This is a genomic window from Streptomyces sp. BPTC-684 (genome assembly GCF_030028635.1).
Classification (GTDB): Bacteria; Actinomycetota; Actinomycetes; order Streptomycetales; family Streptomycetaceae; genus Streptomyces; species Streptomyces noboritoensis.
Window position 1 is genome coordinate 2,390,152 of sequence record NZ_CP124863.1, and the last position, 15,272, is coordinate 2,405,423.

Sequence of the window (15,272 nt, forward strand, 5' to 3'; positions counted from 1 at the left end):
CCAGGACCGCCCCGTCGAATGCAGGCTATGTCTTTGTGAACGCGTGCACAAAGATGGTGTCCGCTTTGTCCGAGCAAAGTGACCGGGCTCACGCGAACCGGCGCCGATTTCCGGGAACCGACAGGGAAGTCGGCCCGTTGAGAACCCGAAGGGGGCAAAACCGTACACACCTCTCCACGATGCCACCCCCGAACGCAGACAAAACGACCTCGATGGTAACCACAACTACCGCTGATCACCCACTCGATCACGGGGCCGCGGTCGCACGGGCGGGCACGGCCGCCCCACCCGCCTCACGCGCCCAGCGCACTCCTGAGCCGCGCGGGGTCCACGCGCCAGAAGGTGTGCTGCGCGCCGTCGACGAGGACGACCGGAATCTGCTCCCAGTACTCGCGGTGCAGCGCCTCGTCCTGGGTGATGTCCTTCTCCTCCCACACCGCACCGGTCTCGGCGCACACGCGCTCGACGACGGCGCGGGCGTCGTCGCACAGATGGCAGCCGGGCTTGCCGATGAGCGTGACGAGCGGCGGGGCGGACCGGTCGGCCCGGTCGGGGCTCTGCGGGGACTTCCCCCGCCGAAAGAGAGGACTCATGGATCCATTCTCCGCCCACGCGAAAGCGGCCCACCCCATAAGCGGGGTTTCTGCCGCTCCGCCCGATTAACAGTCCCGCCTCGGAGAGTTCACACCCTCGCATCCCGGCGTGTCGGGCGGGACCGAACAGACTGGCTATGCTCACGACATGGCCGTACTGGGATGGCTCACCCCTCGTAGGCGCTCGGCGACAGCCCGCAGCGTGCTGGCCGGCGAGGCCGCAGCCGAGGCAGCCCGCAAGTCCGAGCAGGAGCTGGCGGAACTGGCGGAAGCGGAAGCCAGAAGGAAAGCCGAAACGGATTCCACATCGCCCTCCGAGCCGGAATTCCCGGTGGTCGGGGACGACCTGGCGGCAGCTTTCTTCGACCTCGACAACACGGTGATGCAGGGCGCGGCGATCTTCCACTTCGGGCGGGGCCTGTACAAGCGGAAGTTCTTCCAGCGCCGCGATCTGGCGCGGTTCGCCTGGCAGCAGGCGTGGTTCCGGCTCGCCGGGGTCGAGGACCCCGAGCACATGCAGGACGCGCGCGAGAGCGCCCTGTCCATTGTCAAGGGCCATCGCGTCTCCGAGCTGATGACCATCGGCGAGGAGATCTACGACGAGTACATGGCGGACCGCATCTGGCCCGGCACGCGCGCGCTGGCCCAGGCGCACCTGGACGCGGGCCAGAAGGTGTGGCTGGTGACGGCCGCACCGGTGGAGACCGCGACGATCATCGCCCGCCGGCTCGGTCTGACGGGCGCGCTCGGCACGGTCGCGGAGTCCGTGGGCGGCGTGTACACCGGCCGTCTGGTGGGCGAGCCGCTGCACGGCCCCGCCAAGGCGGAGGCGGTACGCGCCCTGGCGGCGGCGGAGGGCCTGGACCTCACGCGCTGCGCGGCGTACAGCGACTCCCACAACGACATCCCCATGCTGTCCCTGGTGGGCCACCCCTACGCCATCAACCCCGACGCGAAGCTGCGCAAGCACGCGCGGACGAGGGAGTGGCGCCTGCGGGACTACCGCACGGGCCGGAAGGCGGCGAAGGTCGGCATCCCGGCGGCGGCCGGGGTCGGCGCCCTGGCGGGCGGCACGGCGGCGGCGGTGGCCCTGCATCGCCGCAGACGCTGAGACGGTCGCGTTTCGCCTGCGGGCCGCTGGTCGCGCAGTTCCCCGCACCCCTAAAAATGCCGCTGCGCGACATCCCCGGGGCGCCCCGGAGGGGCGCTTCCAGGGGCGCGGGGAACTGCGCGACCAGCCCAGCACGGCCCGCAGACAAACAAGGGGGGTCCGGGGGCGCAGCCCCCGGGAGACCACCTCAACCCCCACCCACCCCCGGAGGGTTTAGGGGAAGGGGCGGGGTGGGGCGACCCGATCCGGGACTGCCTACCCGCAGGGAACCCCCACCAGTCCCCCACCCCCCACTCGGCCACATCACACCCCCCAACCGATCAACATCGATCACCACCCCGCCACCACCCGCTCACACTCCGCAACCCAATCCGCCCCATAGACGTAACAGAAGCGACGGAATCGACGATTTGAGCAACTGGGTGTAGCGCTCCCTGCACGAAGCGTTATTCTCCTCAGACGCATACCGGAACCCACACATCGCCACGGCGGGTGAACGGTCCCGCACTGCACGTGATGGAAGCTCTGCCTCTGGGAGTCCCGTGTACCCACACGTCGGGGTTGACGCCTCGGGCCTGGCTACGCTGCGCGCAGCGGTCGTCGACCGTCTGCGCGGCTTCGTCCCCACCGCGTACGCCTTCGCCCCCGCCTTCGCCACCGCCTCACCCGTCGGTGCCTGCTACGCGCTGGCAGACGGCGGTGCCGCGGTCGGAAGACGGAGCGGCGGCCGCAGCACGGGCACGTCCGCGACGCCGACCGCCCGCCGCCCCAGCGCGGACAGCGACAGCGCCCGCATGATGGACCTCGTCGAGCGCGCCCAGGCGGGCGAGGCCGACGCCTTCGGACGGCTGTACGACCAGTACAGCGACACGGTGTACCGGTACATCTACTACCGCGTCGGCGGCAAGGCCACCGCCGAGGACCTCACCAGCGAGACCTTCCTGCGCGCCCTGCGCCGGATCTCCACCTTCACCTGGCAGGGCCGCGACTTCGGCGCCTGGCTGGTCACGATCGCGCGCAACCTGGTCGCGGACCACTTCAAGTCGAGCCGTTTCCGCCTGGAAGTGACCACCGGCGAAATGCTCGACGCCAATGAAGTGGAGCGCTCGCCCGAGGACTCCGTCCTGGAGTCCCTCTCCAACGCCGCGCTCCTCGAAGCCGTACGGAAGCTCAATCCGCAGCAGCAGGAGTGCGTCACCCTGCGCTTCCTCCAGGGCCTCTCGGTCGCCGAGACCGCCCGCGTCATGGGCAAGAACGAGGGCGCCATCAAGACCCTCCAGTACCGCGCCGTGCGCACCCTCGCCCGGCTCCTCCCCGAAGACGCCCGCTGAGCCGCTCCCCGTCCAACGGGGCGGCGGCCCCTCTTCGAGGCCCGCATCGAGGCCCTCGACTCACCTTCGGTGAGCGCTCAGCAGTGCCCCGGTCACAGTGTGGTCCGATCATCCTTCGTCCGTAACCCAAGTGCCGCGTCCGTCGTTGTGCCGGATGCAGGCTCCCTGTGGTCACGCCATGTCCACGGCCGCTCACTCGATCGTGTGGATGTGCTCAAGGCGTGCAACCTTCCAGGCCCCTTGGGGAGTCGACCGTGATGACGAGAGGAGGTGCCGCCAGTGATCGCGAACGTATCGGCGCACCGGCGGGCGAACGCCTTCGCCCAGGCCCTGGAAGAAGCCTCGGCGGCCCAGCAGCCACCCGCCACCCCGGCCGCCACGGCCGAACAGGCGGCGGAAGCCGACCTGTTGACCCTGGCGACCGTCCTCGGCGAACTGCCGAAACCGGAGCTGGACCCGCAGGTGAAGGTGGAGCAGCGGGCGCTGCTCGTGGCCGCCATGGAGCAGATGTTCGCTTCGGGTGGCGCCGCCGACCCTCTGGTGCCCGAGCAGCGGACCGGCCGGGGAGCCCACCGGGCGACCCCGCTCCGGAAATTGCGCCCCCGCTCCCGCTGGTCGAAGGGCATCGCTGCGGGCGGCCTCAGCATCGGTGTGGCCGCGGGCGCGTTCAGCGGCGTAGCCGCCGCCAGCTCCGACGCCCTCCCCGGTGACTCGCTGTACGGGCTGAAGCGCGGCATGGAGGACCTCAAGCTCAATCTGGCGGACGACGACGCCGACCGCGGCAGGATCTACCTCGACCAGGCCTCCACCCGGCTCAGCGAGGCCCGCCGCCTGATGGAGCGCGGCCGCGCCGGCGACCTCGACCACGAACAGCTGAGCGAGGTCCGCCGCGCGCTCAGCGGCATGCAGCACGACGTGACCGAAGGCCACCGCCTCCTCCACGCCGCGTATGCCAAGGACGGCTCGCTCGGCCCCATCGCCGCCCTGTCGTCGTTCGCCTCGGCGCACCGCGACAGCTGGAGCAAGCTGCGCGACAAGCTCCCCGCCCAGCTCACCGACGTCGGCGACCAGGTCACCTCCGTCTTCGTCGCCATAGACCAAGAAGTCGAGCCGCTGCGTTCGATGCTCCCGGCGCCCAAGACGAAGACCCATGGGCGGACGGACACATCGCACCAGAGCGAGACGAGCCACACGGCCCGTCCGGCCCCCGCCTCCTCGGCCCCGGCGCACGGCACGGCGGGAAGCGGCGCCAAGCCGCAGCCCTCCGCCCCGGGCACCAAGCCGAACGAGGGCCTGCTCGGCGGCAGCACCGGCGGCCTCCTCACCCCTCCGTCGAAGAGCGCCCCGCCGACGTCCGGCACCACCCCGGCCAAGCCGCCGGTCCCGGACGTCACCCTGCCCCCGCTCCTGCCCGGCCTGCTCCCGGGCCTGGGCATCGAGGGCGAGGACGCGCCGAAGTAACCCGACGCGTTCGGTACGGGTGTGGGGCGCCGGTCACCACCGGCGCCCCACAGAAGAACAGCACGGGTCAGAAAAAGACCGACCGCCGCTGCACCAACAGCTTGTACAGCGTGTGCTGGATCTGCTCCCGCACCTGGTCCGTCAGGTTGAACATCAGCATCGGGTCCTCCGCCGCCTCCGGCGGATACCCGTCGGTCGGGATCGGCTCGCCGAACTGGATCGTCCACTTCGTCGGCAGCGGCACAAGACCGGCGGGCCCCAGCCACGGGAACGTGGGCGTGATCGGGAAGTACGGGAAACCGAGCAGCCGGGCCAGCGTCCTGGAGTTGCCGATCATCGGGTAGATCTCCTCGGCCCCGACGATCGAGCACGGCACGATCGGCGTCCCGGCCCGCAGCGCGGTCGACACGAACCCGCCCCGCCCGAACCGCTGGAGCTTGTACCGCTCGCCGAACGGCTTCCCGATGCCCTTGAAGCCCTCCGGCATCACCCCGACGACCTCGCCCCGCTCCAGGAGCGCCTGGGCGTCCTCCGCGCAGGCCAGGGTGTGCCCGGCCTTGCGGGCCAGCTCGTTGACGACCGGCAGCATGAACACCAGGTCCGCCGCGAGCAGCCGCAGATGCCGCCCCGCCGGATGGTGGTCGTGCACGGCCACCTGCATCATCAGCCCGTCCAGCGGCAGCGTCCCGGAGTGGTTGGCGACGACCAGCGCCCCGCCCTCGGCCGGGATGTTCTCGACGCCCTTCACCTCCACCCGGAAGTACTTCTCGTAGAAGGGGCGGATCAGGGACATCAGGACCTGGTCGGTGAGCTCCTTGTCGTAGCCGAACTCGTCGACCTCGTAGTCACCGGTGATCCGCCGCCGCAGGAACGCGAGCCCGCCCGCGACCCGCCGGTCCCAGCCGCCGCCCGGCCGCTCCCGCACCTCCTCGCCGCCACCGGAAGCACCGGGCGCGGCGAGGTCCTCAGCGGCCCCCTGCGGCCCCCGGCCGCCCTCCGGGTCCTGGGAGACGGTCTGCTGGCCCGGCAGGGCGCTCACCGGGGCGGGGGCCGCCTCCGGGGCCGTACCCCGCCGCCCGCCGGAGCGGCGGCGCCCCGGGCGCTGCGCACCGCCGCGCGAGCGGTCGTCGTCGAACGGAATGACCTTGGCGTCCGCCATCGTGGTTGAGCTCCTCATTCCGCGCCGGGAGTGGACAAGGTGGAGGTGGCCGGAGCGGCGCCCGCGGCGCCCTTGGCGAACGGCCGGAAGGGCAGCGCCGCCACCCCGTCCACGGCCCTCGCCAGGACGTCCGGCGGCAGCAGCCCCGGGCCCCGGCTGCGCGCGAAGTCGGCGAACGCCCCCGCCGTCGTGTACTTCGGCTCGAAGCCCAGCGTCTGACGCATCTGCACGGTGCTCACCACCCTGCCGTGGGTGAGCAGCCTGATCTGCTCGGGCGAGAAGTCGCTCACGCCCACCGAGCGCAGCGCCGAGCCCACCCAGCGGACCGCCGGGAGCAGCACCGGCACCGTCGGCCTGCCCAGGCGCCGCGAGCACTGCGACAGCAGCAGGACGCCCTCCCCGGCCACGTTGAAGGTGCCGCTGTTGAGCGTCCCGCGCCGGGGCTCGTGCGCGGCGATGCGCAGCACGTCGATGACGTCGTCCTCGTGGACGAACTGGAGCCGGGGGTCGTAGCCGAACACGGTCGGCAGCACCGGCAGCGAGAAGTACTCGGCGAGCGGCGAGTCCGCGCCCGGCCCCAGGATGTTCGCGAACCGCAGCACGCACACCGCCACGTCGGGCCGGCGCCGCGCGAAGCCGCGTACGTACCCCTCGACCTCTACGGCGTCCTTCGCGAAGCCGCCGCTCGGCAGCGACTTCGGCGGGGTCGTCTCGGTGAAGACGGCCGGATCGCGCGGCGCCGACCCGTACACGCTGGTACTCGACTTCACCACCAGGCGCCGCACCGACGGCGACTTCTGGCACGCGCCGAGCAGCTGCATGGTGCCGATGACGTTCGTTTCCTTCACGGACGTCCGCCCGCCGGCGCCCAGCGGCGTGCCGGTCACGTCCATGTGCACGACGGTGTCCACGGCGTGCTCGGCCAGCACACGGGCGATGGCGGGCTGCCGTATGTCCGCCCGTACGAAATCGGCTCCGCCCAGATGGTGGCCGGGCGGCACGGCGTCCACGCCGATCACCCGGTCCACTTCCGGATCACGCTGGATGCGCCGTACGAGACGGCCTCCGAGCTGCCGGGCCACTCCGGTGACGAGCACGACCTTCCCCAAGATCAGCGCCTTCCTTTGGCCTGAGGTGCACCCTTGGCGCCACCGTAGCGGCTGGATGTTGCCCGGTGATGACCGCGTCGTCGCGCATGGCCGGGAATTCGGCGCCGAAAAGCCCCCAGCGGATTCTGCTCGGCCCCCGAAAGGGCGTGCGGGATATGCGGCCGGTAAACGCACCGCAGCCCTCCCACCAGGACGGCGGAAGGGCTGCGAGTTCACGTACAGCTGTCGCTTACTTCTTGTTGCGACGCTGAACGCGGGTGCGCTTGAGCAGCTTGCGGTGCTTCTTCTTAGCCATCCGCTTGCGCCGCTTCTTGATAACAGAGCCCACGACTACCCTCGCTCACTTCTCTTCACTCGGTGCGGGGCGTCTGGGCCCACACGACCTACGAGGGGCTAGCCTACCCGCCCGAGCGCAGAGGTCGTAACCGAGGGCACCGTCAGGCTGTCTCCACCCCCACATAGGAGTCTCGGAGGTACTCGTGAACCGCCTGTTCCGGGACCCTGAACGACCTGCCCACCCGGATCGCCGGCAGATGACCGCTGTGCACCAAGCGGTACACGGTCATCTTCGACACTCGCATCACCGAGGCGACTTCCGCCACGGTGAGGAACACGACCTCGTTCAGAGGCCTCTGATCAGCAGCCATGACCCACCTGTACCTTCCGCACCCGACGCGCACCGGCTTCCCCTCCGGTGACTCTTCGTCGCTGTGCGCTCACTCCCCAGACTAGGGGCGGGTGGTGCGAGTGGGGAAGAGGAGCTGCCAACGGCCGCCTACTGTGACAGACACGCTCGATTGAGTACATAGCGAGTAAGCGGCCGGTAGTAATCAGACCGCACAGCGTCATCAAGCGGAACGGCTACGGACACCCGCCCCTCGGCCTCTCCGACGAACAGCGCGGGATCGTCCGTATCGGCCAGGCCGACCGCCTCGATACCCAGCTGACCTGCTCCGCAGACCCATCCGTGATCTCCCACGACCAGGTCCGGCAGCCGCCCCCGGAGGCCCGCCGCAGCCCCCAGGGCGACCCGAACCGGCAGCGGTGAATGGGTGTGTGCGCCGGTCGCACTGCCGGGACCCCGTGCGCCGGGTTCCCGCACCAGCGCGACTCCTCGTACGTAGTCAAGGTTGTACGTACGTACCCCGAACCGGGTCGTTATGTCGACACATCGCCCCTGCGCGGGGGTGAGGACATCACATCCGGCCGCCGACAAAGCGTCCGCGAGGGCGGCGTAGAAGGCGAGCAGCCGGTGCGGATGCCCGGTTCCGAAGAGTACGGCGCCGCGCCGCGCGGCCACGTCCTGGATCCTGGCGGCCAGCGCGTCGAGCCCCGCGAGCGTCCGCTCCGGGTCGATGACGTCGGGCCCCGACACGTGCGCCGGATCCGGACTCACCCCGCACTTGTCCGCCATGAGCCGCAGCAGGTCCCGCTCGTTCCACCCCCATTCGGGGTCGAGCCCGAGCGTGACCCGCGGATCCCGGGCCGCGAACAGCCGATAGCTGCGCAGGCTCTCCTCCCGCGAGGTGGCCACAGGCCCGGCCAGCCGCGCGGCCAACAGATGCGCCCGCAGCGCTCCGGTACTCAACACGGGGACGATGCTCTCGCAGTCGGGGCTTCGGGGGGCCGAATCGGTCCGGAGACCGCACAGTTGGCGTAACGGAGGGGTGAGTGGGGACTGGCCGCGCAGCGGCATTCAAAGGGGCGCGGGGAACTGCGCGAGCAACCCAGCACGGCCCGCAGCCGACGAAACAGGCCGCCCGCCAGGGCTTTCGGGAAGGGGCGGGGTGGGGAATCCCCCCTACGCCAACAACCCCCGCAACGGATAAACCGCCCGCCGAGTCGCCAGAATCGCCTGGTCCAGGCGATCCGCCGGGTCATACCCCGACTCCCAGTCACGCCACCGCACCACCCGCCCATCCGTCATCCGCCCCGGCCCCAACTGCCGCGTACGGGCGAACACTTCGTCCCGCCAGGACGAAGGGATCACCGACGCGGGCGGAACCGGCGCATGCCCCGCCACCCCCACCAGATGCGTCCACGAACGCGGCACCACGTCCACCACCGCGTACCCACCGCCCCCGAGGGCCACCCACTTCCCGCCCGCCACATGCTCGTGCGCCAGCGCGTGGCAGGCCTCCTGCACGGCCCGCTGGGCGTCCAGCGAGACCGCCAGATGCGCCAGCGGATCCTCGAAGTGCGTGTCCGCGCCGTGCTGCGTCACCAGCACCTGGGGGCGGAACTCGGCCAGCAGCTCCGGCACCACGGAGTGGAACGCCCGCAGCCACCCCTCGTCCCCGGTCCCGGCCGGCAGCGCCACGTTGACGGCCGTCCCGTCGGCATCCGTCTCCTCCGGCCACCCCGTCCCGGGGAACAGCAGCCGGGGGTGCTCGTGGAGCGAGATCGTCAGCACCCTGGGGTCGTCCCAGAACGCCGTCTGCACCCCGTCCCCGTGGTGCACGTCCACATCCACGTACGCGACCCGCTCCGCCCCCAGCTCAAGGAGCCGCGCGATCGCGAGCGCCGCGTCGTTGTAGACGCAGAACCCCGCCGCCCCGCCCGGCATCGCGTGGTGCAGCCCGCCCGCGAAGTTCACCGCGTGCGCCGCGTCCCCTCGCCACACCGCCTCGGCGGCCCCCACGGACTGCCCGGCGATCAGCGCGGACGCCTCGTGCATTCCGGCGAACGCGGGGTCGTCCACGGTCCCGAGCCCGTACGCCTGGTCCGCGGCGCCCGGATCCGCCGAGGCGGCCCGTACCGCCGCCACATAGTCCTCGCGGTGGACGAGCCGCAGCGTCGAGTCCCCCGCCGGCGGCGCGGCCACCACGTCGACCGCCTTGTCCAGCCCGTACGCCCGCACCAACCCCATGGTCAGCGAGAGCCGTACCGGATCCATCGGATGGCTCGGTCCGAAGTCGTACGCCGTGACGGCGTCATCCCACATCAACAGTGTGCGGCCGCTCATGCCCGCCACCGTATCGGGCGCCCTCCGCGCCGAACGACCGGGCGTACACGAGCGTCAGCAGGACGAGCACCATCGGTATGAGCATGGCGCCGCGATAGCTCCACGCGCCGCCGACCCCGCCGACCAGCGGCGACCCGAAGAGGTAGCCCACGTAGTTGAAGACGTTGAGCCGCGCGATCGCCGCGTCCGAGGCATTCGGGAACAGCCGCCCCGCCGCCGCGTACGTCTGCGGCACGATCACGCACAGCCCGAACCCCAGCATGGTGAACCCGAGCATCCCCACCCACGGCCCCGGCGCCACCGCGACCACCGCGAACCCGGCGCTCGCGAGCACGGCCCCGGCCCGCACCACGGCCACGGCCCCGAACCGCCGCACACCGTGGTCACCGGCCGCCCGCCCCAGCAGGGTGGTGACCATGTAGACGTTGTACGGGACGGTCGACAGCTGCTCGGAGCTGCCGAGCACGTCCTGGAGGTACTTCGCGCTCCAGTTGGAGACGGTCGAGTCGCCGATGTAGGCGAAGGCCATCACCAGGCAGAGCGGCAGCAGCAGCCGAAAGGCGACGGGCTTGCCGCCCGCCGCGTCGCCTCCGGAGCCGGCTTCCGGGGCGCCGGCGGCCGGCTCCCCGTCCACGTACCCCCGGCTCCCCACCAGACACAGCGGCAGCAGCACGAGGACGACCGGCAGATACGAGACGAGCAGCGACAGGTCCCAGTGCGCCCCCACCCACGCGAGCGAGGCGCCCACGATCCCGCCGAGGCTGAACGCGGCGTGGAAGCCCAGGATGATGCTGCGCCCGTACGCGCGCTGGAGGCTGATCCCCAGCATGTTCATGCACGCGTCGAGCCCGCCGACGGCCAGCCCGAACACCCCGAGCGAGACGGCCGCCTGCCACATCCGGTCCCCGGCCGCGACCCCGAGCAGCGAGAGCAGCACGAGCGGCTGCACCCACCGCAGCGCCACACTGGGCGCCACCCGCTTCACCAGGTGCTCGGTGGTGACGCTGCCGACCCCGGCCAGGATCGGCACGCCGGCGAGGAACGCCGGCAACAGGCCGTCGGATATCCCGTACCGGTCCTGGATCGCGGGGATGCGGGTCACCAGGAGGGCGAAGGCGATGCCCTGCGCACAGAAGCTGAGCGCGAGGGACGCCCGGCCCCTCCGCAGGCGTACGTCTGTCATGGCCGCAGAGCTTAGGCCCGCAAGCTACTCCTGGGTAGACAGGTCACCCGAGCAATTCGCGCAGCTGTGCCATGTCGGAGAAGAGGGCCGTGGCGCCCTGGAGCCGCTCCTCGGGCGTCATGGCGGTGAACCCGTAGACGTCCATCCCGGCGGCCAGCGCGGCCTGCACCCCGAGCGGGCTGTCCTCGACGACGGCACACCGCTCCGGCGCGACGCCCATGCGCTCGGCGGCGTACAGGAACAGGTCCGGCGCCGGCTTCCCGCGCCCGACGTCCTGCGAGGAGAACACCCACTCCTCCTCGAACCACTCGTCGAGCCCGGTCGTGCGGTGCCCGACCCGGATCCGCTCGTGGCTCCCGGACGAGGCGACGCAGTACGGCACCCCGTCCGCCACCAGCTTCGCGAGCACGTCGGCGGCCCCGGCCACCGGCTGGAGCTCCCGCTCGAAGGCGGCGAAGACACGGGCGTGAAAGGCGTCGTCGAAGTCGGCGGGCAGCATCTGCCCGGTCCGCTCCTGGATCAGGTCGTGGATGCGGTGCATGGCGGAGCCCATGTAGTCGCGGATGGATTCCTCGTACGAGGTGGGGAAGCCCAGCTCGGTGAGGTACTCCGCGAGGATGGTGTTCGAGATCGGCTCGCTGTCGACGAGCACGCCGTCGTTGTCGAAGATGATGAGGTCATAGCGCATGGCTCGACCCTAAACGCCGGTAAACGCAGAAAAGCCCCGTACCGGTAACCGGTACGGGGCTTTTCCCAAAATTTGTTCGGCGGTGTCCTACTCTCCCACAGGGTCCCCCCTGCAGTACCATCGGCGCTGAAAGGCTTAGCTTCCGGGTTCGGAATGTAACCGGGCGTTTCCCTAACGCTATGACCACCGAAACACTATGAAATTAACGAAACCGGGCAACAACACGGCCGTTCGTTATTTCAGAACTAACACAGTGGACGCGAGCAACTGAGGACAAGCCCTCGGCCTATTAGTACCAGTCAGCTCCACCCCTTACGAGGCTTCCACATCTGGCCTATCAACCCAGTCGTCTACTGGGAGCCTTACCCACTCGAAGGTGGTGGGAGCCCTCATCTCGAAGCAGGCTTCCCGCTTAGATGCTTTCAGCGGTTATCCTTTCCGAACGTAGCCAACCAGCCATGCCCTTGGCAGGACAACTGGCACACCAGAGGTTCGTCCGTCCCGGTCCTCTCGTACTAGGGACAGCCCTTCTCAAGACTCCTACGCGCACAGCGGATAGGGACCGAACTGTCTCACGACGTTCTAAACCCAGCTCGCGTACCGCTTTAATGGGCGAACAGCCCAACCCTTGGGACCGACTCCAGCCCCAGGATGCGACGAGCCGACATCGAGGTGCCAAACCATCCCGTCGATATGGACTCTTGGGGAAGATCAGCCTGTTATCCCCGGGGTACCTTTTATCCGTTGAGCGACGGCGCTTCCACAAGCCACCGCCGGATCACTAGTCCCGACTTTCGTCCCTGCTCGACCCGTCGGTCTCACAGTCAAGCTCCCTTGTGCACTTACACTCAACACCTGATTGCCAACCAGGCTGAGGGAACCTTTGGGCGCCTCCGTTACTCTTTAGGAGGCAACCGCCCCAGTTAAACTACCCATCAGACACTGTCCCTGATCCGGATCACGGACCCAGGTTAGACATCCAGCACGACCAGAGTGGTATTTCAACGACGACTCCCCCTGAACTGGCGTCCAGAGTTCACAGTCTCCCACCTATCCTACACAAGCCGAACCGAACACCAATATCAAACTGTAGTAAAGGTCCCGGGGTCTTTCCGTCCTGCTGCGCGAAACGAGCATCTTTACTCGTAGTGCAATTTCACCGGGCCTATGGTTGAGACAGTCGAGAAGTCGTTACGCCATTCGTGCAGGTCGGAACTTACCCGACAAGGAATTTCGCTACCTTAGGATGGTTATAGTTACCACCGCCGTTTACTGGCGCTTAAGTTCTCAGCTTCGCCCCACCGAAATGGAGCTAACCGGTCCCCTTAACGTTCCAGCACCGGGCAGGCGTCAGTCCGTATACATCGCCTTACGGCTTCGCACGGACCTGTGTTTTTAGTAAACAGTCGCTTCTCGCTGGTCTCTGCGGCCACCCCCAGCTCACGGAGTAAATCCGATCACCGGTGATGGCCCCCCTTCTCCCGAAGTTACGGGGGCATTTTGCCGAGTTCCTTAACCATAGTTCACCCGAACGCCTCGGTATTCTCTACCTGACCACCTGAGTCGGTTTAGGGTACGGGCCGCCATGAAACTCGCTAGAGGCTTTTCTCGACAGCATAGGATCATCCACTTCACCACAATCGGCTCGGCATCAGGTCTCAGGCTTCATGCTGTCCGGATTTGCCTGGACAACGCCCTACACCCTTACCCCGGGACAACCACCGCCCGGGCTGGACTACCTTCCTGCGTCACCCCATCGCTTACCTACTACAAGTCTGGTCCGTCGGCTCCACCACTTTCCTTTCCCCGAAGGGTCCGGAACGGCTTCACGGACTTAGCATCGCCTGATTCGATATTGGGCGTTTCAAAGCGGGTACCGGAATATCAACCGGTTGTCCATCGACTACGCCTGTCGGCCTCGCCTTAGGTCCCGACTTACCCTGGGCAGATCAGCTTGACCCAGGAACCCTTAGTCAATCGGCGCACACGTTTCTCACGTGTGTATCGCTACTCATGCCTGCATTCTCACTCGTGAACCGTCCACCACTAGCTTCCGCTGCGGCTTCACCCGGCACACGACGCTCCCCTACCCATCACAGCACCCGTTGGGGCTTAATTGCTGCAATGACACGACTTCGGCGGTACGCTTGAGCCCCGCTACATTGTCGGCGCGGAATCACTTGACCAGTGAGCTATTACGCACTCTTTCAAGGGTGGCTGCTTCTAAGCCAACCTCCTGGTTGTCTCTGCGACTCCACATCCTTTCCCACTTAGCGTACGCTTAGGGGCCTTAGTCGATGCTCTGGGCTGTTTCCCTCTCGACCATGGAGCTTATCCCCCACAGTCTCACTGCCGCGCTCTCACTTACCGGCATTCGGAGTTTGGCTAAGGTCAGTAACCCGGTAGGGCCCATCGCCTATCCAGTGCTCTACCTCCGGCAAGAAACACACGACGCTGCACCTAAATGCATTTCGGGGAGAACCAGCTATCACGGAGTTTGATTGGCCTTTCACCCCTAACCACAGGTCATCCCCCAGGTTTTCAACCCTGGTGGGTTCGGTCCTCCACGAAGTCTTACCTCCGCTTCAACCTGCCCATGGCTAGATCACTCCGCTTCGGGTCTAGAGCGTGCAACTCAAACGCCCTGTTCGGACTCGCTTTCGCTACGGCTTCCCCACACGGGTTAACCTCGCTACACACCGCTAACTCGCAGGCTCATTCTTCAAAAGGCACGCAGTCACGACGCACCGAGCAAGCTCGATGCGCGACGCTCCCACGGCTTGTAGGCACACGGTTTCAGGTACTATTTCACTCCGCTCCCGCGGTACTTTTCACCATTCCCTCACGGTACTATCCGCTATCGGTCACCAGGGAATATTTAGGCTTAACGGGTGGTCCCGCCAGATTCACACGGGATTTCTCGGGCCCCGTGCTACTTGGGTGTCTCTTAAACGAGCCGCATGAATTTCAGCTACGGGGGTCTTACCCTCTACGCCGGACCTTTCGCATGTCCTTCGCCTATTCATACGGTTTCTGACTCGTCCTGTCGCCGGCAGACGACAGCAAAGAGATCCCACAACCCCCACGACGCAACCCCTGCCGGGTATCACACGTCGTAGGTTTGGCCTCATCCGGTTTCGCTCGCCACTACTCCCGGAATCACGGTTGTTTTCTCTTCCTGAGGGTACTGAGATGTTTCACTTCCCCTCGTTCCCTCCACATGCCCTATGTGTTCAGGCATGGGTGACAGCCCATGACGACTGCCGGGTTTCCCCATTCGGAAACCCCCGGATCAAAGCCTGGTTGACGGCTCCCCGGGGACTATCGTGGCCTCCCACGTCCTTCATCGGTTCCTGGTGCCAAGGCATCCACCGTGCGCCCTTAAAAACTTGGCCACAGATGCTCGCGTCCACTGTGCAGTTCTCAAACAACGACCAGCCACCCATCACCCCACCAACCATGTGGTGAGTGCACTGGGGCCGGCGACTGAAGTACAAGCGGGCTATGCCCGTGCCTTCAGACACCCAACAGCGTGCCCGGCCCTTCCAGATGAGTTTCCACGTTCCACGCCGAAGCAGTACTAGGGAAAACCTTCTGAAAGTGCCGAATAGTCAACGTTCCACCCATGAGCTGACCGTGCAGAACATTTGCCTGCAATCGGTACTGTGCTCC

At 67.7% G+C, this 15,272-nt stretch carries 12 protein-coding genes and 2 rRNA genes; 3 read left to right on the plus strand and 11 right to left on the minus strand.

Going from position 1 to position 15,272, the window contains the following annotated elements; genetic code table 11:
• Positions 1-293: 293 nt before the first annotated feature.
• Entirely contained in the window at positions 294-593 is a 300-nt protein-coding gene (locus QIY60_RS10675; RefSeq protein ID WP_283142189.1) for a glutaredoxin family protein, read from the minus strand.
• A 148-nt stretch (positions 594-741) separates the two neighbouring features.
• Between QIY60_RS10675 and QIY60_RS10680 the strand changes: the two genes are divergently transcribed.
• The 3 genes from QIY60_RS10680 to QIY60_RS10690 all read left to right on the plus strand — a co-directional run bounded on the left by QIY60_RS10680 (position 742) and on the right by QIY60_RS10690 (position 4,496).
• Positions 742-1,704 (plus strand): HAD-IB family hydrolase, encoded by a 963-nt coding sequence (locus QIY60_RS10680; protein WP_283142190.1) that lies wholly within the window; start codon positions 742-744, stop codon positions 1,702-1,704.
• 542 nt (positions 1,705-2,246) lie between these two features.
• Positions 2,247-3,035, plus strand: a complete 789-nt coding sequence (locus tag QIY60_RS10685; protein ID WP_283142191.1) for an ECF subfamily RNA polymerase sigma factor, BldN family — start codon at positions 2,247-2,249, stop codon at positions 3,033-3,035.
• 279 nt (positions 3,036-3,314) lie between these two features.
• Positions 3,315-4,496: a DUF5667 domain-containing protein gene (locus QIY60_RS10690; RefSeq protein WP_283142192.1), complete on the plus strand. Its 1,182-nt coding sequence runs from the start codon at positions 3,315-3,317 to the stop codon at positions 4,494-4,496.
• Positions 4,497-4,563: 67 nt separating this feature from the next.
• Here QIY60_RS10690 and QIY60_RS10695 read toward each other — a convergent pair whose 3' ends face one another.
• From QIY60_RS10695 to QIY60_RS10740, 10 genes are all read right to left on the minus strand, one after another.
• Positions 4,564-5,655: a lysophospholipid acyltransferase family protein gene (locus tag QIY60_RS10695; RefSeq protein ID WP_283142193.1), complete on the minus strand. Its 1,092-nt coding sequence runs from the start codon at positions 5,653-5,655 to the stop codon at positions 4,564-4,566.
• A gap of 14 nt (positions 5,656-5,669) precedes the next feature.
• Positions 5,670-6,764: an NAD-dependent epimerase/dehydratase family protein gene (locus tag QIY60_RS10700; protein ID WP_283142194.1), complete on the minus strand. Its 1,095-nt coding sequence runs from the start codon at positions 6,762-6,764 to the stop codon at positions 5,670-5,672.
• Positions 6,765-6,993: 229 nt separating this feature from the next.
• Positions 6,994-7,092: an AURKAIP1/COX24 domain-containing protein gene (locus QIY60_RS10705; RefSeq protein ID WP_003948845.1), complete on the minus strand. Its 99-nt coding sequence runs from the start codon at positions 7,090-7,092 to the stop codon at positions 6,994-6,996.
• A 109-nt stretch (positions 7,093-7,201) separates the two neighbouring features.
• Positions 7,202-7,411, minus strand: coding sequence for a helix-turn-helix domain-containing protein (locus QIY60_RS10710; protein ID WP_283142195.1), 210 nt, complete (start codon positions 7,409-7,411; stop codon positions 7,202-7,204).
• Between the two features lie 128 nt (positions 7,412-7,539).
• Positions 7,540-8,355: a phosphatase gene (locus QIY60_RS10715; RefSeq protein ID WP_283142196.1), complete on the minus strand. Its 816-nt coding sequence runs from the start codon at positions 8,353-8,355 to the stop codon at positions 7,540-7,542.
• Between the two features lie 210 nt (positions 8,356-8,565).
• Positions 8,566-9,729, minus strand: coding sequence for an acetoin utilization protein AcuC (locus QIY60_RS10720; protein WP_283142197.1), 1,164 nt, complete (start codon positions 9,727-9,729; stop codon positions 8,566-8,568).
• Positions 9,698-10,912: an MFS transporter gene (locus QIY60_RS10725; RefSeq protein ID WP_283142198.1), complete on the minus strand. Its 1,215-nt coding sequence runs from the start codon at positions 10,910-10,912 to the stop codon at positions 9,698-9,700. Before QIY60_RS10725 ends, QIY60_RS10720 begins: the two co-directional genes overlap by 32 nt.
• 43 nt (positions 10,913-10,955) lie before the next feature.
• Positions 10,956-11,600, minus strand: a complete 645-nt coding sequence (locus QIY60_RS10730) for an HAD family hydrolase (RefSeq protein WP_283142199.1) — start codon at positions 11,598-11,600, stop codon at positions 10,956-10,958.
• Between the two features lie 74 nt (positions 11,601-11,674).
• Positions 11,675-11,791 (minus strand): 5S ribosomal RNA (gene rrf, locus QIY60_RS10735).
• A gap of 78 nt (positions 11,792-11,869) precedes the next feature.
• A 23S ribosomal RNA gene (locus QIY60_RS10740) occupies positions 11,870-14,995 on the minus strand.
• Between the last annotated feature and the right edge of the window lie 277 nt (positions 14,996-15,272).